The sequence below is a fragment of the Comamonas badia DSM 17552 genome, from assembly GCF_000484635.1.
In the GTDB taxonomy this organism is placed as follows: Bacteria; Pseudomonadota; Gammaproteobacteria; order Burkholderiales; family Burkholderiaceae_C; genus Comamonas_C; species Comamonas_C badia.
Genome location: NZ_AXVM01000003.1, coordinates 157,769 through 176,694, shown reverse-complemented (window position 1 = coordinate 176,694; position 18,926 = coordinate 157,769). Strand labels below are relative to the sequence as shown.

19 protein-coding genes and 1 pseudogene are annotated in these 18,926 nt (G+C 66.3%); 7 read left to right on the top strand and 13 right to left on the bottom strand.

Translation table 11 applies throughout. The annotated features are described in order from the left end of the window. Nucleotides 1–17: 17 nt before the first annotated feature. The 8 genes from K320_RS0107730 to K320_RS0107695 all read right to left on the bottom strand — a co-directional run bounded on the left by K320_RS0107730 (nt 18) and on the right by K320_RS0107695 (nt 8,868). The gene (locus K320_RS0107730) at nt 18–1,181 is read right to left on the bottom strand and encodes an MFS transporter (RefSeq protein ID WP_024538260.1); all 1,164 of its coding nucleotides are present in this window, start codon (nt 1,179–1,181) and stop codon (nt 18–20) included. Nucleotides 1,182–1,370: 189 nt separating this feature from the next. Beyond that, nucleotides 1,371–2,243, bottom strand: coding sequence for a fumarylacetoacetate hydrolase family protein (locus K320_RS0107725; RefSeq protein ID WP_024538259.1), 873 nt, complete (start codon nt 2,241–2,243; stop codon nt 1,371–1,373). Between the two features lie 10 nt (nt 2,244–2,253). Continuing rightward, nucleotides 2,254–3,837: a bifunctional 3-(3-hydroxy-phenyl)propionate/3-hydroxycinnamic acid hydroxylase gene (locus K320_RS0107720; RefSeq protein ID WP_024538258.1), complete on the bottom strand. Its 1,584-nt coding sequence runs from the start codon at nt 3,835–3,837 to the stop codon at nt 2,254–2,256. Between the two features lies 1 nt (nt 3,838). Further along, the gene (locus K320_RS0107715) at nt 3,839–4,780 is read right to left on the bottom strand and encodes a VOC family protein (RefSeq protein ID WP_024538257.1); all 942 of its coding nucleotides are present in this window, start codon (nt 4,778–4,780) and stop codon (nt 3,839–3,841) included. A gap of 132 nt (nt 4,781–4,912) precedes the next feature. Then, nucleotides 4,913–5,770, bottom strand: coding sequence for an alpha/beta fold hydrolase (locus K320_RS0107710; protein ID WP_024538256.1), 858 nt, complete (start codon nt 5,768–5,770; stop codon nt 4,913–4,915). Nucleotides 5,771–5,925: 155 nt separating this feature from the next. After that, a complete protein-coding gene (locus K320_RS18375; RefSeq protein WP_024538255.1) occupies nt 5,926–6,585 on the bottom strand; it encodes a TetR/AcrR family transcriptional regulator in 660 nt (219 codons plus the stop codon). 52 nt (nt 6,586–6,637) lie between these two features. Continuing rightward, entirely contained in the window at nt 6,638–7,636 is a 999-nt protein-coding gene (locus tag K320_RS0107700) for an aromatic ring-hydroxylating dioxygenase subunit alpha (RefSeq protein ID WP_024538254.1), read from the bottom strand. A 65-nt stretch (nt 7,637–7,701) separates the two neighbouring features. After that, nucleotides 7,702–8,868 carry a BMP family ABC transporter substrate-binding protein gene (locus K320_RS0107695; RefSeq protein ID WP_024538253.1) on the bottom strand — a complete coding sequence of 389 codons (1,167 nt, stop codon included), beginning with the start codon at nt 8,866–8,868 and terminating at the stop codon, nt 7,702–7,704. A gap of 129 nt (nt 8,869–8,997) precedes the next feature. Here K320_RS0107695 and K320_RS0107690 point away from each other — a divergent pair, with 129 nt between their 5' ends. Next, nucleotides 8,998–9,249, top strand: coding sequence for a GlsB/YeaQ/YmgE family stress response membrane protein (locus K320_RS0107690; protein ID WP_024538252.1), 252 nt, complete (start codon nt 8,998–9,000; stop codon nt 9,247–9,249). 101 nt (nt 9,250–9,350) lie between these two features. Here K320_RS0107690 and K320_RS0107685 read toward each other — a convergent pair whose 3' ends face one another. Then, on the bottom strand, nt 9,351–10,103 hold the full coding sequence (locus K320_RS0107685; RefSeq protein WP_024538251.1) for a hypothetical protein: 753 nt from the start codon (nt 10,101–10,103) through the stop codon (nt 9,351–9,353). 8 nt (nt 10,104–10,111) lie between these two features. Continuing rightward, entirely contained in the window at nt 10,112–12,289 is a 2,178-nt protein-coding gene (gene dinG, locus K320_RS0107680; protein ID WP_024538250.1) for an ATP-dependent DNA helicase DinG, read from the bottom strand. Here dinG and K320_RS19685 point away from each other — a divergent pair. After that, a complete protein-coding gene (locus K320_RS19685; protein WP_342667227.1) occupies nt 12,254–12,859 on the top strand; it encodes a CRISPR-associated endonuclease Cas3'' in 606 nt (201 codons plus the stop codon). The genes dinG and K320_RS19685 overlap by 36 nt on opposite strands. On the opposite strand, the gene K320_RS0107670 is transcribed toward K320_RS19685, so the two are convergent. Further along, entirely contained in the window at nt 12,760–13,665 is a 906-nt protein-coding gene (locus tag K320_RS0107670) for a BRO family protein (protein WP_024538248.1), read from the bottom strand. The genes K320_RS19685 and K320_RS0107670 overlap by 100 nt on opposite strands. A gap of 178 nt (nt 13,666–13,843) precedes the next feature. On the opposite strand from K320_RS0107670, the pseudogene K320_RS0107665 reads away from it, so the two are divergent. Next, a pseudogene (locus K320_RS0107665) lies at nt 13,844–14,035 on the top strand (IS4 family transposase); the annotation flags it as partial. Nucleotides 14,036–14,104: 69 nt separating this feature from the next. Here the strand turns inward: K320_RS0107665 and K320_RS18650 are convergent. Next, complete coding sequence (locus K320_RS18650) at nt 14,105–14,344, bottom strand: ATP-binding protein (protein ID WP_084301201.1); 240 nt, start codon at nt 14,342–14,344, stop codon at nt 14,105–14,107. Between the two features lie 73 nt (nt 14,345–14,417). On the opposite strand from K320_RS18650, the gene K320_RS0107660 reads away from it, so the two are divergent. The 4 genes from K320_RS0107660 (at nt 14,418) to K320_RS19625 (ending at nt 18,065) form a co-directional block, all read left to right on the top strand. Beyond that, a complete protein-coding gene (locus K320_RS0107660; protein WP_024538246.1) occupies nt 14,418–16,751 on the top strand; it encodes an NADP-dependent malic enzyme in 2,334 nt (777 codons plus the stop codon). A gap of 221 nt (nt 16,752–16,972) precedes the next feature. Next, entirely contained in the window at nt 16,973–17,317 is a 345-nt protein-coding gene (locus tag K320_RS0107655) for a ribonuclease domain-containing protein (protein WP_407059760.1), read from the top strand. A 116-nt stretch (nt 17,318–17,433) separates the two neighbouring features. Beyond that, a complete protein-coding gene (locus K320_RS0107650; RefSeq protein WP_024538244.1) occupies nt 17,434–17,859 on the top strand; it encodes a barstar family protein in 426 nt (141 codons plus the stop codon). A 74-nt stretch (nt 17,860–17,933) separates the two neighbouring features. Beyond that, nucleotides 17,934–18,065, top strand: coding sequence for a hypothetical protein (locus tag K320_RS19625; protein WP_281172621.1), 132 nt, complete (start codon nt 17,934–17,936; stop codon nt 18,063–18,065). A gap of 83 nt (nt 18,066–18,148) precedes the next feature. On the opposite strand, the gene rsmA is transcribed toward K320_RS19625, so the two are convergent. Further along, nucleotides 18,149–18,922 carry a 16S rRNA (adenine(1518)-N(6)/adenine(1519)-N(6))-dimethyltransferase RsmA gene (gene rsmA, locus K320_RS0107640; protein ID WP_024538243.1) on the bottom strand — a complete coding sequence of 258 codons (774 nt, stop codon included), beginning with the start codon at nt 18,920–18,922 and terminating at the stop codon, nt 18,149–18,151. Nucleotides 18,923–18,926 lie beyond the last annotated feature (4 nt).

Sequence of the window (18,926 nt, the reverse complement as noted above, 5' to 3'; positions counted from 1 at the left end):
CGGCTCCGGGCAAGCGGTCAAGCGGCCTCTCGCACCTCCATCACGGCACCTTGCTGCCGTATCAGCAGCACCATGCCGATCGCCAGGCACGCGACGACCGCCGACGCTGCGCCAACGGCGGAATAGCCGAAAGTCTGCACCAGGGTGCCACCCAGCAGCGGGCCGACCGAGGAGCCGATCATCACCATCGCCGGCGTGGACGCCGTGGCACGCCCGGTCGGATCCAAGCGTGCGATCAGGCCAAACAGAAAGATGTGGCCGAACATGACCGGGAACACGCAGAAGGCCGCCGCGACCGCATAGGGCGCGAAGTCGAGCGCGCTGAACACCACGATGGCCAGCAGCGCCTGCGCCGCCGGAGCGACCAGTCCGACGGTGACGGCAGAGACGCTGCGTTCCAGCAGCGCCGCCAGCGGGCCGGGCACCATGTTGATCAGGCCCAGCGCCAGCAGCACCAGCGCCACCATGCCGGCCGGAAAGCCGCGCTCGACGCCCACGCGCTCGATGAAGCTGAAGGTCATGCCGTAGTTCAGCGTGAGGAAGATCACCGCCGCGATCGCCAGCCAGGCGGCGCGCGGGATCTTCGCGGCGGACGCCACGCGCGGCGCGTCCTTGGCCTGCAGGCGCGGATACCCGATGGCGATGACCACGGCCGCCACCAGCATGATCACGAAGAAGGCCAGGAAGATGCTGTGGCCGCCCACGCTCTGGATGGCCCGGGGCATCAGGCCCAGAAAGCCCACGGCGAAGATGCCCAGCAAGGCATGCGCGACGGCGAACATGCGGTGCGGATTGGGCGTGCGCCCCATGCCGCCGTAAGTCATGGACAGGCCCGCGCCCACGCCGACACCGGCCAGCGCATGCAGCACCAGCATGCGGGCCAGCACATCGGTCCCGCCCGATACGCCGGCGGCCACGTAGAAGCACCCGGCAGCCACGATGTAGCCGGCCGCGGCCAGTGCGCGCCGCGGCAGCCGGGTGAACAAGGGCGAAAGCACCACGCTGGTGAGCGCCACCGCCAGCAGAAAGGTGGTGACCGTCAGGCCCGCCATCTGCGGCGTGAACAGGTGCGTCTGCATCAGCACGCCCACCCACAGCGGCAGCGCCACCATGTCGATCATGCCGGCGATGTGGCCGACGACCAGGACGGCCATGCCGCCTTTTGAGACCGAATTTTCCATGTCTTGCTCTTTCTTTTGTCAACGATGAATGGGTTTTTGATGCGGCCCGATCAAGGGTGGGAACACCGCCTTGACCCCGAGGGTGTTGTCCGAGCGGGCACGCACAACCAGCCCCGGGCTTGGGCGCCCGAAGCTGGACACAGGAAACGTCGTCGTGGGGAACCCACCACGAATCGGGTGTCGGGCGGCCTAGCCGCGCACGGCGGGCTCCGAGATGAAGCGGTTCTCGATATGACCGATGGCGTCGATCTCGGCCCGTACCACGTCGCCGTGCTGGAGGAACCGCGCCGAAGCGATGCCAACCCCGGCGCAGGTGCCCGTGGCGATGAGGTCGCCGGGTTCGAGCGTCATCACCTGGCTCAGGTGATGAATCTGCTGCCAGATGGTGTAGATCATGTTGCCGGTGCGCTGGCGCTGGCGCAACTCGCCGTTGACGAACAGGCGCATCTCCAGCGCATGGGGATCGGCCACCTCGTCCGGAGTCACGATCCAGGGGCCGATGGGCCCGTGGGTGTCGAAGGACTTGCCGAGCGTGAAGGTCGGGCTCGCCTGCTGCCAGTCGCGCGCCGAGACGTCGTTGGCCACGAAATAGCCGCCAACCACCGCATGGGCCTCGCTCTCGGCGACATAGCGGCAACGCCGGCCTATGACCACCCCGAGCTCGATTTCGTAATCCACCTTCTCTGATACCCTGGGGATCAGCACCGGATCGAACGGACCGTGGATGCAGCTGACCTGCTTGTTGAACCACAGCTGTGTCTTGGGGATGGACAGGCCGGCGCGGCGTGCCTCTTCGGCGTGGTCCTGGTAGTTCATGCCGATGGCCAGGTACTTGGAGGCGTCCGGGATCGGTGCCTCCAGGTGCACGTCGGCCAGCGCGTGGCCGGCCGGTGCCAGTGGCAGTGCCGCCACGATCCGCTGCCGAAGCGGGGGCCCCGCGGCCAGCACCTCACGCAGGGTCGATGGCGCATCCGGCAGCACCGACGAAAGCGCTACCACACTATCCCCCAGCACGACGCCGATCGCCGTGTGCCCATCCACCGTGAAGCGTGCGAGTTTCATGCGGGCGTCCTCATGCGACCGCGGTCATCGCGGCTTGCGGGTTGGCGGCGGACGGCAGCGCCAGCCCCGACGCATCGGCCGCCGCGACGAAGCGGTCGGGCCGCACCGCGATGGCCTTGACACCGTAGCGGCGCATCCAGGCCAGCAGCGCGCCGTCCAGATCGACGATGTCGTCCGTGCCCTTGCCCTGCTGTTCGGGTGCAATCACGCGCAGGTAGCGCGCGCGTAGCGCGTCCCAGCCGGCCTGCTCGCCCGGCGTGAGCAGCGCGCGCGGATCGATGCCGTCGCCCAGCAGGGCAAAGCCGTCGCCCAGTTGCTCGTCGAGCCAGCACAGTCGGCCGCGCGCGTCACCCACGCGGGGCTGCGGAATCATCTTGCCGACGGCGCTGTCGGGCGTCGGCGCGCCACGCAGCCAGCCGGCCTCGTACCAAGGATTCCACAGCAACGGTGGCTCGGGCGGCGGTTCGCCCGGCTTGGGCGCCATGGCGACCATCTCATCCTCGCTCAGTTGCTGCTGGATGATGCGGCCCAGCTGCACCGCCACGCCGGTGTAGAAAGCGACGTTGGGCTCGCGTTCGGCCTGATAGCTGTCGAGCAGCGCGTCGGGCAGCGTGCCGCGCAGCACCTCGCGCAGCTTCCAGCTGATGTTGAAGGCATCGCGGATGCCCGACTGCATGCCGGCGCCGGCCCATGGTGGCATCAGGTGGCCGGCGTCGCCCAACAGGAACACGCGCCCCTGGCGCCAGCGCTCGGCGTGGCGGATGTGGTGCTTGTAGAAGGCGTGCTGGTGGATCTCCACATCGTCGGGCGTCACGCCCAGCGAGTTGAGCAGCTTCCACAGCTGCTCGTGGGTGGCGAAATCGGCCTCGGATTCGTGTGGCTCGAGCGGAAACTCCCAGCGATGGTTGCCCTGGGCCAGTGCGATGTCCACCACCGGGCGCTGCTTGTCGGACCAGAACGTGAGGATGTGCCGCTCGGGCCACCAGCGCTTGACCTTGGCGTCAATCACCACCCACTTCACTTCGCGCGTCTCGCCGATGAGCTTGATGTCGAGGCGCTCGCGCGTGGTGCTGGCGCCGCCGTCGCAGGCCAGCACATAGCGCGCACGAACCGTCCCGGTGGTGCCGCTGGCAAGTTGGCGCGTGCTCAGCGTGACGCCATCGGCGTCCTGCACCAGATCGTTCACTTCCACGCCGTAGCGCACGTCCACATGCTCGGCATGGCGCTCATTCGCCTTGCGCAGCACCTGCTCCATCGCCGGCTGGTAGATGGCGTAGGACGTGGGGTGGCGGCCGATGCGCGAGGGCGGAAAATCCAGCCGCGTGATCTGCTGGCCGTCGTAGGTGACCCAGCGCAGCGCCGCGGTTGGATCCATGGTGCGCGCCAGTTCTTCATCGAGCCCCAGCGACTGAAAGCAACGCATGGTCCAGTCGTTGACGGTGACGGCGCGGGCGCGTGGATAGATTTCGCGGTCGCGTTCAAAGGCGATGGCGCGTATGCCGTAATGGCCCAGGCACAGCGCGGCGGCCAGGCCGCTGGGGCCGTAGCCGACGATGGCGACGTCGGCGTCGAAGGTTTTTTCCGTAGTGCTCATGTCAGGCCACCTCCACCACGGGCGCCGGCATCGCCGAAGCCTCTTCCGGCCGCACGCCGTAGGGGCGATGGCCCCAGGCGCTCACGTGGTCGTAGTCGGCGACCTGCCAGCTGGCGTCGTCCACCTTCACACCGCCCCAGCCGACCTCGACCAGGAAGCCGGAAGGTGTGTGGGCGTAGAACGAAACCATCTGGTCGTTCGGATGCTGGCCAATGTCCATCACCACCGGCAGGCCAAAGTTCAGGCAGCGGTCGCGCGCTCGGCCGACGTCGGCCATGCTGGCGACTTCGATCATGAAGTGGTGGATGCGCTTGCGCGGCCCCGGCGCAGGTGAGCGCGGCGCCACGGCCAGCGAGTGGTGGCGCTCGTTGGCATGAAAGAACGAGACCTCGATGTCCACGCCTGGCACCGGCACCAGGTTGATGTGGTCGCTCAGGCGCGCACCCAGCGCCTGGTTGGCGAAGGCGATGGTGTCCGGATAGTGTTCGGCCTCAAACACGACGTGGCCGGCGCCGCCCGCGCCGGTGATGAAGCCCGAGCTCACCAAATGCGAGCGAAACGGCGCCTCCTGCGTCGGCGCCGCGACGTAGACCTCGTGGCGATTGCCCTCGGGATCGGTGAAATGCAGCATGCGCTGGGCGTGGCGCACGGCGAGTTCATCGTCCGTGCCCCAAGTGCCCTTCAGCCCCAGGCTGTCGAGCTGGCGGGCGAACGCATCGGCCTCGGCGGCGGAGGCCAGCTTCCAGCCGGCGAAGGCAAAGTCGTTGGCGCCGCCCTGGCGCAGGATGAAGCGCGCCGGCGCGGCGTCGAGCCGCAGGCGCAGCGTGTCCTGCGGGCCGCGGCTGACGCCCACGCCCAGCACCTCGCGGGCGAAGCGCTCCCAGCGCGGCATGTCGGACACCTCGAAACCGAGGTAGCCCAGTTCGTGAACGCAAACAGTCATGGTCGTCTCCTGTCGGAAGTAGAAAAAAGAGAAAGTCAGGCCCCCGCCGGACCTCGAGGCTCGGCGCAGCGGGCGCGAAAAATCGCGGTGGAAGGAGTGGAGCGGAGGCACCGGCACACGCCGGCGCCTCCGTCAGTCGGCGTGCAGCAGGAAGCTGGTCACCACGTCGTTGAAGCGCTGCGCGTGCTCCCACTGCGCCCAGTGGCCGCAGTTGGTCAGCAGCAGGTAGTCGGCGTTGGGCATCACCCTGAACGGCTCCAGGCCCTGCGCCGGGTTGACCTTGTCCTGCAGGCCCCAGATGAACAGCGCGCGGTGCGCCACGTTGGCCAGGCGCGGGTCCAGGCTGATGAAGGTCTCCTTGCCCGGGCCGCCCGGCGGCGGCACCAGGGGCGGGTTGGCGCGGATCCCGGGATCCATGCTGGCCTCGAAGCGGCCGCGAATCAGTTCGGGCGTCAAGAGCGAGCTGTCGTGCACCAGATGGGCGATGAAGGCCTGCAGCTTTTCCAGGCTGGGGCCGTCGCCCAGGTAGTAGTTCAGCAGCAGCCTGATGCCCTCGGTCGGGCCCTTGGCGCCGGCCACCACGCCGCCGCCCGGGCCCATCAGCACCAGCCGGTTCACTCGCTCGGGCTGGTCCATCGCCAGGCACAGGGCCGAGGCGCCGCCGAACGAATTGCCGACCAGGTGCGCGCGCTTGAGGCCCAGCGCATCCATGAAGTGCCGCACCGCCCGCCCGCCGTTGTGGAACGGCCCCAGGCCGCCGAAGGCGTTCAGATTCTTCGAGCTTTGGCCCCAGCCGGGGAAATCGATCACCCAGCAGCGAAAGTGCTGGGACAGCGCGTCGATGTTCTTGCTGTAGTTGCTGGCGCCGGTGGCGCCGGGCCCGCCGCCGTGCAGCAGGATCACGTCTTCGCCCGCGCCGCTCACGCGGTAGGCGACGCGCCAGGCGGCGCCACTTTCGGTCTGTCCTTCAACGAACTGGGTTTGCGTCATGCCGACTTTCCACCGCACCGTCTCGCCTCGTGGCCGCGCACCGCGCGCATGGATCGTTCACGCCAGGCGAAGCAATCCAGAGAAGATGAGGGTAAGTCTATTTAAATTGACAATTTCGTCAATGACATAAATGTCAATTTAAGGGAAAACACCTATCAAACCTGGCTCGATGGAACAACAGGCGGCAATGGAACTTTCAAAGCCTGGTCAATCAGCTCGGGCGCCACGCCCAGCGCATTCAGCATGGCGCGCACCACCTCCCGGGTGCGTTCCTGGCCGCTTGCCTCCACGTCGGAGGCTCGCAGGGCAAACACCATCACGCCGAAAGCGATCGCGTCGGCCAGCTCGATGTCCCTGACCTTGACCAGGCCCTGGTCGATGGCCTCCACCATATCGGCGTGGGCACGCTGCATCGCCAGGCTGCCGACGCCGGAAACCGAGTTGAAAAAAGCCCTGAACACCGGATCGAGCCTGGCCTTGCGGTAGAACAGCCGCGCCGCAGTGGCAAAGCGGATGACGGGGTTGGGCTCGTCGGCGACCGCCGGGATGATGGTTTCGATCAGTTCGTCCGAGATGCAGGCCATCGCCGCCTCCAGCAGCTCCCGGGTGGTCTGGAAGTAGTTGTAGAACGTGCCTCGAGAAATGCCCGCCGCCTTCACGAAATCGTCGATGACCGGGATGTCCGGTCCGTGGCGAGCGAATACCGGGATCGCTGCCTCGATGATGGCTGCGCGCGTGCGGGCTTTCCGGGCCTGCCCGCTGGCCGTCCTGGGATGAACAGCTCTTTGGGGCTTGGGCTTGGGCTGGTCTGGCATGTGGAAGTCGGGCTGAGGCGCCGCCGGTGCGCTGGCACTCCGGCGCCGGGTGTTACAGCGAAACACCCCAGGTGATGCCGCTTTCCTTGAGGTAGCGCCGGTAGGCGGTGGACATGCGGTCGGCCGAGCCATGGGCTTCGGCATGGGGGGCCAGCGGCAGGCGCTTGGGACGCTGCGATTCAAGAATCGGCTGATCCTGGCTGAAGATGTGGTCCTGAAAATTGATCAGGCGCGCGTCGGGCGAGCTGAAATCGTTCATCGCCATGCGCGTCCAGGCCATGCTGCTCTCTTCGCCGATGGGGCAGACGAACATCGCGATCGATTCCCACAGGCCTTCTATCGCCGTGCTGCCCGGCTCGGGCTGCTTGGTGAGTACGGCCATGTAGGGCGCGCTGACCTCGTAGGTGTATTCCACCTGGGCGCCGCCCTGCGCGTGGATGGACGATTGCGGCTGCCAGGCAAAGCAGCCGGTGGCGCGCACGCCGGTTGCCGTGGGCTTGACCTCGTAGGGTTCGATGACGGTGTGCGCGCGGCTGCCGAGCCAGCCTTCGTGCACGTAGCCGAAATGCGCCATGTCGAGGAAGTTCTCGATGATGCGCGGCGCGCTGGCCTTGACGAAGTACGGCCCGCTGGTGGTCTTGCGCAGGCGCGCTTCGGCCTCGGCGGCGAACACCGGCAGCGCGTGGATGGGCAAGGCCTGCCCCTGCGGCGCCTCCAGCCGCACCCAGACCATGCCGTACGCTTCCTGCACTTCGAACGTCTGGGCGTGGTAGCGCGGTCCGGGCGTGAACTGCGGCGTGGCGGGGATGCGGGTGCATTGCCCGCCGCCCTCGAAGCGCCAGCCGTGGTAGGGGCATTCAATCTGCCCATCTTCCACGCGGCCCATGGAAAACTTGGCGCCGCGGTGCGGGCACTGGTCCAGCCAGGCCTGGGCAGCACCGGCGCCATCGCGCCAGAGCACGAGTTCCTCGCCCAGCAGCGTCACGGCAAGCGGCTGGCTGCCGACGACATGGCCCATGGCCACGGGATGCCAGAGCGTGCGTTCCAGCAGTGGTGTCATTTCATTTCTCCATCAAAACAGGGTTTTGCGCATATGCAGCAAGTGCCAATAGCTATTCAATTGGAAGTTGGAATCTTCCCTTCTACGCCCTTGACGAAGAAGTTGATCGCACCCATCCAGGCATCGTCGGCGCGCGTGCCGGCGGCCAGATGTTCCTTGCCCTCGCCATCGGTGATGGGGCCGGTGAACACGTCAAAGCTGCCGTCGGTCATCTTCGCCTTCACCGCCTGCACCTGGGCGCGCAGGTCCTCGGGCACGGTGTCCGGGATCTTGACCAGATCGTTCTGTCCCTCGGGCACGCCCCAGCGGGTGGTCTGCCCGCCCTTCCAGCTGCCGTCCAGCGCGGCCTGGATGGTCTGCTTGTAATAGCGCGACCAGTCGGCGATGCACGAGCCCAGGTGTGCCTTGCCGCCCATCTCGCTCATGTCCGAATCCCAGCCGAAGGCGAGCTTGCCGGCCTGCTCCACGGCCTGGATCACGGCCGGCGAGTCGGTGTTCTGCAGCAGGATGTCGGCCCCGCCGTTGAGCAGCGCGTTGGCGGCCTCGGTCTCCTTGGGCGGATCAAACCAGCTGTTGGTCCAGACCACGCGGGTCTTGATGCCCGGGTTGGCCGTCTGCGCGCCCAGCGTGAACGCGTTGATGTTGCGCAGCACCTCGGGGATGGGCACCGAGCCGACGTAGCCCAGCACCCCGGTCCTGGACAGGTGCCCGGCGATGATGCCGGCCAGGTAGGTGGCCTGGTAGAAGCGCGAGTCGTAGACGTTGAGGTTGGCGGCGGTCTTGTAGCCCGTGCAGTGCTCAAAGCGCACGTGCGGGAATTCCTGCGCCACCTTGACCATGGCTTCCATGAAGCCGAAGCTGGTGCCGAACAGCAGCGTGTTGCCCTGGTTGATCAGGTCGCGCAGCACGCGTTCGGTGTCTGCCCCCTCGGGCACGTTCTCGACGAAGGTGGTCTGCAGCTTGTCGCCAAATGCCGCCTCCGCCGCCTTGCGGCCCTGATCGTGCGCAAAGCTCCAGCCGGCATTGCCCACGGGGGCGACGTAAATCCACGCGGCCTTGAGCGGCCCGGCGGCGGGCGCTGGCGCCGGAGCAGCCGCCGGTGCGGGGGCGGCCGGGGCAGGCGCTGCCTCTTCCTTTTTGCCGCATGCGGCGAGCGCCAGCGGCGCCAGGGCGCCGGCAGCGGCGAGTTTGAGCAGCGTGCGTTTGTGCAGGTCTGAATGCATGGTGGCCTTTTGGGTGTACAAATGTGCCCGCATTGCCGGATGGCCGTTTGGGGCGGAAAGCAGTGTATGTGCCTGCATGCGTTTATGCCACAGGCGTGATATATCAATCAATTTCGGGCCATCGATACCATGCTCAGCCTCCTTGGAACCCTTTTCATCGGACTCATCGTCGGCCTGCTGGCCCGTGCCCTCAAGCCGGGCGACGACAAGATGGGCTGGATCATGACCTGCGTGCTCGGCGTCGCGGGCTCTTTTCTCGCCACTTACGCCGGACAGGCTTTCGGCTGGTACCAGGTGGGCCAGACGGCGGGGTGGATCGCTTCCATCATTGGCGCCATCGTGCTGCTGGTGATCTACGGTCTGGTGCGCAAGAAGGCCTGAGCGGGCGCCTTGATTGCGACGTTTTGCTGCCTTGCGGGCACCACGCGGAGACTTTGAGCACGCTCTGAGAGCCTGAACGGGCCCTGAAACCGGCGCGCCGGTCAGCGCACCGGCAGGAATTGCAGCAGGCCCGCGCCCAGCAGGCTTTGCACGTAGTTGATCGCGGCGCGGCGCATGCGCTCGTCGCTGAGCTCGGCCAGCAGGTCCAGGCGCGCGATGATCTTGCCGAATTCGCGCTCGAAGCTCAGGTTGCGCGTTCCGCCATCGGCACTGAGCTCATTGGCCAGCAGCAGCGGCCGGTTCTGCGCATCACGGCGCTCCGAAAGGATCCAGGCGGCGATTTCGATGTTGCGCGCGGCGTTGTGGATGTGCTGAGCGTCGATGCCGTCCAGAAGGTGGAACGTCGTCCTTCCGCCATGCGCGGTGATGAGCATGTCCACGGTGGCAAGCACCAGCGCGGCGACGCGGTCGCCGGTGAATGCGGGTGACATCGCATAGGCCATCGCGTCGATGTCGCGCCGCCCGCCCAGCGGCGCCCAGGCCTGCCGCAGGTCGATCGCCGACTGGATGCGCTGCAGCGCCTGCTCCCGGTCCGTGGCCCCGCCCGCGCGCCATTGGGCGGGGTTGCGGCGGTAGAGCTTGTCGGCCAGCAGCATCAGGCTTTGCAGGTTGTCGTGCATGGCCAGCGTGGCGGCGCGGTTGAGTTCGGACTGCACCAGCTCGTCGCGGCTGGCGGAGGCCCCCTGCACCTGGCCACGGTCGGTGGGGGCGGAGCTCGCGCAGCCCAGCAGCAGCGCCGCCATCGCCGGGCCCAGGGCCTGGACGGCAAGGCGCGCAAGCGGCGTGGTGGGCATGGAGGGTTCTACGCCGTCGTTTCGGCAGGAGCGCCGCGCTCCCGCAGCGTGAATGCCGGCAGGCCGTGCAGCAGACGCCGCCCGTAACCCGTGTGCAGCAGGCGTTTGTCGTAGCAGATGACCTGTGCGTGGTCGTCTTCGCTGCGGATGGCGCGGCCCACCCACTGCGCCAGCCGCATCGCCGTGGCGGGCACGACCAGTTCCATGAACGGGTCGCCGCCGCTGGCGCGCAGCCATTCGGCGCGCGCCTCGTCCACCGGTTCGTCGGGCGGCGCAAACGGCAGCTTGGTGATGAACAGCGTTTCGCACAACGCGCCTGGCAGGTCCAGCCCCTCGCCAAACGATTGCAGGCCGAAGATGACCGAGGGCGCGCCCCGGGCCACGCGTTCGCGGTGCGCTGCCAGCAGCTTGAGGCGCGGTTGCTGCCCTTGCACCAGCACGATGGTGCGCAGCGCCGGGGGCAGTTGCTCCACCGCCTGGCGCATCTGCTCGCGCGAGGTGAAGAGCACCAGCGCGCCGCTGCGCACCTGGGCGAGGTCGTCCAGCAGCGCACGCACCATCTGCCGCGTGAACGCTGCCACGTCACGCGGCAATGCCTCGGTGCGGCTGGCCGTCAGGGTGCCCTGCCTGGCGTAGTCGAAGGGGCTGGCGACTTGCAGCGTGGTCACGCCCGCATCGTCGGACAGGCCGGCCTCGCGCAGGAAAAAATCAAAATTGCCGCAGCTCGTGAGCGTGGCCGAGGTCAGCACCGCGCCGCGCACCGCCGACCACAGGTGCGCCGCCAGCGCCGCGCCGGGCAGCAGGGGACTGGCATGCGCGCGCACCACGGGCGCGTCGCCGGCGCTGGCCAGCGTGAACCATTTGGCGGCCGGGGCGCCGCCTTGCGGCGCTTCCTGCAGCAGCAGCGATGCGCTGGCATGCACCGCCTCCAGCCGCGGCGCGAGCTGGCCGACCTGGGCGTAGAGCTGCGACAGGCGGCGGGCGTCCGCGGGCTCTTCGCGGATGTGCTCGCGCAGCGCCTGGGCGATGGCGCGCAGGCCTTGCAGCAGATCGCCCGCGTGCTGCAGCACCTGCGCCAGCGCTTCGGAGAGCGGCGGGGGCAGCTCGCCCCTGGGCGCCCGTGCGCGGTGCGAGGCCGGTTTGCCCGGCGCGCGCGCCATGGCTTCGCGCAGCGGCGCGCCGTACAGATCGATCACCAGCCGCTCGGCATCCTGCAGCGCCACACGCAATCGGGCGCTGCTGGCCGCCACGTCGATATCGCTTTCCACTTCCACCTGAGAGGCGACGCGCAGCGCACGGCTGGCCAGCTGCTGCAGCCAGGCAAGGCGGGAGATGTCCATCTCGCAGGCAAATTGCGCCAGCGCGGTCCTGGGCAGATGGTGCGCCTCATCGATGATGAGCAGGCAATTGGAGAGATCCGGCAGCAGCCGCGCGCCTATGGAAGACAGCAGCAGGTCGTGGTTGGCGACGATCACCTGCGCGGCCACCAGCTCCTTGCGCCGCTCGTAATAGGTGCAGGTGGCAAACAGCGGGCAATGCCGGCCGGTGCAGGTGTGCGCCACCGCCGCGATCGGCGACCAGAGCGCCGGATCGGGCGGGATGGCGAGTTGGTCGCGATCGCCCTCCCACAGGCCGCTGGCCAGATCATCGGCCAGGCGCGTGTAGAAGGCGCTGCGCGCCTCGCGGGTTTCGGCTGCTTCCTTGCCAGGGGCATCCGGGTCTTCAGGAAACAGGCCATCGTCCACGGCGGATTCATCGCTCGCCAGCCGCTCCAGTTTGAGCTTGCACACATAGCGCGCCCGCCCCTTGGCCAGGGCGAAGCTGAAAGGTTCTGACATCGCCGCCGCCAGCGCGGGCAGATCCTTGTGCACCAATTGCTCCTGCAGCGACACGGTGGCGGTGGCGATCAGCACGCGCGTGCCGCGCGCCAGCGCCATCTGAATGGCGGGCGCCGCATAGGCCAGCGATTTGCCCACGCCGGTGCCGGCTTCGATCACGGCGATGGCGTGCTCGGAGGTGTCGCTTTCGGTCTCACCCGCTTCGCCGCGCAGCCGGGTCTGCGCAAAGGTGTCGGCCACTTGCTGCGCCATGCGCTGCTGGCCGTCCCGCACGCGCAGGCCGGGGGTGGACTGCACGATGGCGTTGAATTGGTGCAGGGCCAGGGTGGCAAGGGCGTCAGTAGACATTCGGAAGGTGACTGTATATGCAATCAGTCTGCTAATCTGCCTTTATCTCGTGCATCTCGATCGTTGGTGCCACGACAACAATTGGAGGGGCTGGTTGTGACGAGTCTGCACCATGATCCGTATGGGATTGCGCCTATCGCGCATTCAGTTCAAACGAGAGACGGTACGGTGCGCGAGCCTCACGCGCTGGATGAACATCTCCGGGCGGTGGGAGCACTTGCAGCGGAACTTGCGAAGCATTTTGGCGCTGAGTGGGCACGTCTGGCTGGGAATTGGCATGACTTGGGCAAGTACCGACCTGGGTTTCAAAAGTATCTGCGCCAGACGGGAGATGTGGACGCACACATTGAAGGCAAGATTTCTGGCCGTGACAAAACCCACTCTGCTGCTGGCGCACTGTGGGCCGTCAGGCAATTGAATGAAGCAAACCGCCCCTACGGTCACATACTGGCATATTTGATAGCGGGCCATCACGCTGGATTGTCCGATTGGGACGGGGGCCTGAAAGAGCGGCTGCAAAGTGAGGATGCGCAGAGAGAGTTCGACGAAGCCCTCGCGGCGGGGCCATGACCGCAATGCCTATTTGGGAATAAAAGGGATGTAGGGCGCAGCGTCGTCACGCAGGCCCGCGCGAGCAAACGGACTTGCACCAATGGCACCAGGCCCAAAGGCACGGTTTGCGCCAGCAGGGGATGGGTCATCTCATCCTTTTTGCGCTCTTGAAAGACCACCACCACAGCCTTGCGGGCAGGGCGGTAATCGCCCATGTGGTCGCGCAGATTGTGGCTGGAGAGTCCCTTGGCATCCTTGTGCTTCGCCACACTCAAATCTGACCAGGTTTGGTGGATGAGGTTGGTGAGGATGGCGAACTCGCGCCCCTGCGCCGCGTCGTGCTCACTCCAATAGTCGGTGAGCTTGTTGCGCGTTTCCTGCCCCGTCATGCGCTGCTGAATCCATTTTTCGCTGCGCCCCTGCTGCACCCAGGTCTGGCGCGCACGATCGAGCGCTTGGGCTGGGTCGGCAATTTCCTGCATCCGCTCGTAACCCACCCGCGCCAGCCATAGCTTGATAGGCTCGACCTTGGGGCTGGGGATGGATTGCACGATGCGCAGCAGGCTTTCAGCCGTGGCGCAGTCGGTCAGGCGCTGTTTGCCGTCAGGTGTGGGGAGTTTCAACCTTACGATTTTTTCGTAAGCTTGGTCTGTCCCTGCCTCCTGGGTTAGTTTGCGCTTGAGGTCAGACCAATACCGGTTGCTGTTGTTGCTGCCCGTGAGTACCTGAACCACATCAATCACCGAGAACCACCAGGTGTCGGTGGCCTCGTCGTACAGGCGACGAATGGACTGGCCTTCAAAGGCTGTAGGGATGGGCTTCATGTCTACGTCCCAGGCTCACCACAAGCGGCGCAGCATGACGCCTTGCGCTACAGGCAGTGCTTGCCCCACGGCCACATGCCCATCAAAGGTCACGCTGTAGGCATCAAAGCCGCGTGCAATCTGCTGCGGGTTCTTGGGCGCGGCAACAAGACGTGCAAATAGGGCGTGGGTATGGTGAGCCGTGGCCACCTACGTGCTGATTGCCATCGTCAAGAAGGAGCTTCAACTCGATGCCTCGCTCTACACATGTCCACAGATCCTGTCGGTGTCGCTGTTCGAGAAAACCGAGGTTTCATGCGCCTTGCAGGCCGATGCATCCCAGATCGACCTGCTCAGCATCGCTAACCAGTTGAATTTGTTCGATTTTTAACCGGACAGCAGTGACCGACGCCATCAGTTTGCGCATCCTGCCATGCGCATGGACTGCATGATGAATGCATCATTGCTTGTGCGTCTGCCGGCGCACCATTGCGATTGCATCAAACGGGCAGCGCACCGCGCACAGTGCGCAGCCAGTGCAGCCATCCGCATCATCCAGCGCGGACCGCTTGGCTGCGCCAGGACCGTCTGCTGTCCTCCGCAGCGACAGCACATGGGGTGGACACACCGCCACGCACCAGCCGCAGCCGGTGCAGCGGCTGGGGTTGATCGCGGGAATGGCCTTGGGTGTACCCTGCATGTTCGCAGCATGCCATGGCGGGGTTGACCGCGTTGGATGTGGCGGATGGGTACACACCGGCGACAATCGGCGCATGCCAGAACTGTCCACCTCCGATTCCACCCCCGACAAACGCGAAATCCTGCGCCAGGCGGCACTCGACTACCACGAGCACCCGCGCCCCGGCAAGATTTCCATCCACGCCACCAAGCAGATGGTGAGCCGCCACGATCTGGCGCTGGCCTATTCGCCGGGTGTGGCCGCGCCCTGCGAGGAGATCGTCAAGGACCCGGCGGCGGCCTTCCGCTACACCGCGCGCGGCAACCTGGTGGGCGTGGTCACCAACGGCACGGCGGTGCTGGGCCTGGGCGACATCGGGCCGCTCGCGGGCAAGCCGGTGATGGAGGGCAAGGGGGTGCTGTTCAAGAAGTTCTCCGGCATCGACGTGTTCGACATCGAGATCGCCGAGAAGGACCCGGACAAGCTCGTCGAGATCATCGCGGCGCTGGAGCCGACCTTTGGCGGCATCAACCTGGAAGACATCAAGGCTCCGGACTGTTTCTACGTCGAACGCAAGCTGCGCGAGCGCATGAAGATTCCGGTCTTTCACGACGACCAGCATGGCACGGCCATCGTCGTCGGCGCGGCGGTGCTCAACGCGCTGGCCGTCGCGGGCAAGGACATCGCCCAGGTCAAGCTGGTCGCCTCGGGCGCGGGGGCGGCGGCGCTCGCCTGTCTGGGGCTGCTGGTCAAGCTCGGCCTGCCGCGCGAGCATATCTGGGTGAGCGACATCGCCGGCGTGGTCTACGAAGGCCGCACCGAGCTGATGGACGAGGCCAAGGCCACGTTCGCGCAGAAGACCGATGCCCGAACGCTTGGCGACATCATCGACGGTGCCGACATCTTCCTGGGGCTTTCCGCCGGTGGCGTGCTCAAGCAGGACATGGTGCGCAAGATGGCGGCGCACCCGCTGATCTTCGCGCTGGCCAATCCAAACCCCGAGATCGCGCCCGAAGACGTGCAGGCGGTGCGCGGCGACGCCATCATCGCCACCGGGCGCAGCGATTACCCCAACCAGGTCAACAACGTCCTGTGCTTTCCCTACGTGTTCCGCGGCGCGCTCGACAGCGGCGCGACCACCATCACCACCGAGATGGAAATCGCCGCGGTGCGCGCGATTGCCGAGCTGGCGCAGGCCGAGCAGAGCGAGGTGGTGGCGGCGGCCTACGCGGGCGAGCAACTGAGCTTCGGCCCGGAATACCTGATCCCCAAGCCCTTTGATCCGCGCCTGATGATGAAGATCGCGCCGGCGGTGGCGCAGGCGGCGATGGACAGCGGCGTGGCCAGCCGCCCGATCGCCGACATGGCCGCCTACAGCGACCATCTGCAGACCTTCGTCTACGCCTCTGGCACGATGATGAAGCCGGTCTTCATGGCCGCGCGCCAGGCCCAGCTCAAGCGCGTGGCCTTCGCCGAGGGCGAGGAAGAACGCGTGCTGCGCGCCGCGCAGATTGTCTCGGACGAGCGCATCGCCCGGCCCACGCTGATCGGTCGGCCCGCGATCATCGCGCAGCGCATCGAAAAATTCGGCCTGCGCCTGAAGGAAGGGCAGGACTACGACGTGGTGAACGTCGAGCACGACGAGCGCTACCGCGGCTTCTGGCAAACCTACCACCGCCTGACCGAGCGCAAGGGCGTGACGGTGCCGATCGCCAGGATCGAGATGCGCCGGCGCCTTACGCTCATCGGCTCCATGCTGCTGCACACCGGCGAGGTCTCCGGCCTGATCTGCGGCACCTGGGGCAACACCCAGCACCACCTGCAGTACATCGACCAGGTGATCGGCAAGCGCGCGGGCGCCAGAACCTATGCCTGCATGAATGCGCTGCTGCTGCCCGAGCGCGAGGTGTTCATCGTCGATACCCACGTCAACTACGACCCCAGCGCCGAGCAACTGGCCGAGATCACCGTGATGGCGGCCGAGGAAATCCTGCGCTTCGGCATCCAGCCCAAGGCGGCGCTGCTCTCGCACTCCAACTTCGGCTCGAGCCAGCAGCCCAGCGCCGTCAAGATGCGCCAGGTGCTGGAGCTGCTGCAGCAGCAGGCGCCGTGGCTGGAGGTGGAGGGCGAGATGCACGGCGACGTGGCGCTGGACGCCAAGGCGCGCGAAAAGCTCATGCCCAACAGCCCGCTCACGGGCAGCTGCAACCTGCTGGTGATGCCCAACATCGACGCCGCCAACATCGCCTACAACCTGCTCAAGACGGCGGCGGGCGGCGGCATCGCGATTGGGCCGATGCTGTTGGGCGCGGCCGCGCCGGTGCATGTGCTCACGCCCAGCGCCACGGTGCGGCGCATCGTCAACATGGTGGCGCTCACGGTGACGGACGCCAATGCCGCGCAGGCGTCGGCCGCGCCATCGGCCTGAAATTTGTGCGTTTGCACAAATTTCAGGGTAAACCCTGAAGTCTTGCCCATTTTTTCAGCACAGACTTGCATTTTGGGCCCGTTTTTGTCACACTAGCGCGTTTTGATTTCGGGTAAACCCTAGTTTGGCGATGCCGACGGGTTGCTTGTGTAAGGCGATTGCCAATGGGAATTTCACTTGCCGGGGGCGCGCGCCAGTGGCTTGCTGCGGGGCTCGTCGGCATGGTGTGCATGCTGGCCCTGCCCGTGGGTGCGCGGGGGCTGGCAGAACCGGCCGCCGCAACGCCGATCAGTGTGCAGCAGCTACCCGCCAACGGGCGCGCGACCTATGCGCTGATCCAGCGCGGCGGGCCGTTCCCGCATGACAAGGATGGTTCGGTGTTCGGCAATTACGAGCGCCAGCTGCCCGTTCATGGTCGCGGGTATTACCGTGAATACACGGTACGCACACCGGGGCAGCGCGGGCGCGGGGCGCAGCGCATTGTCTGCGGCGGAGCGCCGCGCACGCCCGATGCCTGCTATTACACGAACGACCACTACGCCAGTTTCAGGGTGATCGCGCCGTGATGCTGCCTGCCTTTGATTCCGATCGAACGGGTAGCGCCGCCGCCCCCCAGGCCTTGCCGACTTCGGGCGACAAGGCCCCTGCTTTCAATGGACTTTTGACAGAAAGAGTTGCGGAGATGGACATGCCACTTCGTCAAGACGATGAAAACCTGCTGCGCAACGTGCGCGCCAACATCGTGCAGTCGATTCGCGCCTTCAGCGTGAACGACCTGCAGGAGACGGCCGCGCGGTTGGGCCACCACTTCCTGTACGCCAACCTCGCCCATGCACAGACCAAACAGGATGTGCTGGACCTGCTGGCCGAACAGTTTCTGTTTCCGGCGCATTTCGGCAAGAACTTCGATGCGCTCTACGATTGCATGACCGACCCGCTGCACAAGGCCGGGCCGCAGCCGGGCTTCGTCGTGGTGCTTGAACAGATTCCCGCGACGCTCAAGTTCGACAAGGAAGCGCGCGAACAGCTGCTCGACATCTTCCGCGATGCCGCGGAATACTGGGGCGACCGGCGCATCGCGTTTCGCTGCTTCTATTCTTTTCTGTAGCCCGTTCCGCCACCTTTGGCCCTGCGGAACGGGCTGACGAGGCCGAGCAGCCCCATGCTGCCCAGTCTTTGGCCGTGCACGGCGTGCAGATCGACGCCGAATCGGGGGAGAAGATGCCCACCGACAAGCTGCTGGATGTCTCGCCGCTGGCGCTGCGCATGAGCAGCCCGTTCAACAGCGCCTACTGGCTCGCGGACGCTGCATGACGAAATGACGCCCGCTGGCGCGGGGCATGACAGATACCCCCGTCATGCGGCGCAGGCCGCGTCATCGCCAGCGTAAGCCGCGGTCATTCTTCATTACCAGCCAGCGCCTGGGCCAGGGCGACATATTCCGCCACCGGCACCTCCTGCGCCCTGCGCTGCAGGTCAAAGTTGCCGCTGTAACCGTGGGCGTCCAGCCACGGTGCGAGCGGGTGGCGCAAGAGCTTTCTGCGCTGGCTGAACGCCGCCTGCACCAATTGCGAGAGCAGCGCCGCATCGACCGGTGCGGGCGCGGGAAGCGGCAGCATGCGCACCACGCTGCTGTCCACGCGCGGCGGCGGGTCGAAGCTCTCGGGCGGTACGAACAGCACATCTTCCATCGCGTAGCGCCATTGCAGCATGACGGAAAGCCGCCCGTACTCGGCACTGCCGCAGGGCGCGACCATGCGATCCACCACCTCTTTCTGCAGCATGAAATGCTGGTCTTCGATCACCTCGGCACACGCCAGCAGGTGGAACAGGATGGGCGTGGAGATGTTGTAGGGCAGGTTGCCGGAAACTCTGATTTTTGTAGCTTCCAGCGCTTTTGCGATCTGCGCAAAATCCACTTTCAGCACATCGGATTCAATCACTGAAAGCAGCGGATTGCGGCGCAGTTGCGCGGCAAGATCGCGGTCCAGCTCGATGACGGTAAGCCGTCCCAGGCGTTCGAGCAGCGGCTGGGTGAGCGCCGCCAGACCCGGGCCGATTTCCACCATGGCCTGGCCTGGCCGCGGCGCGATCGCACGCACGATGGCGTCGATGATGGCCGCATCGCGCAGGAAATGCTGGCCGAAGCGTTTGCGCGGGATGTGCTGCATGCCG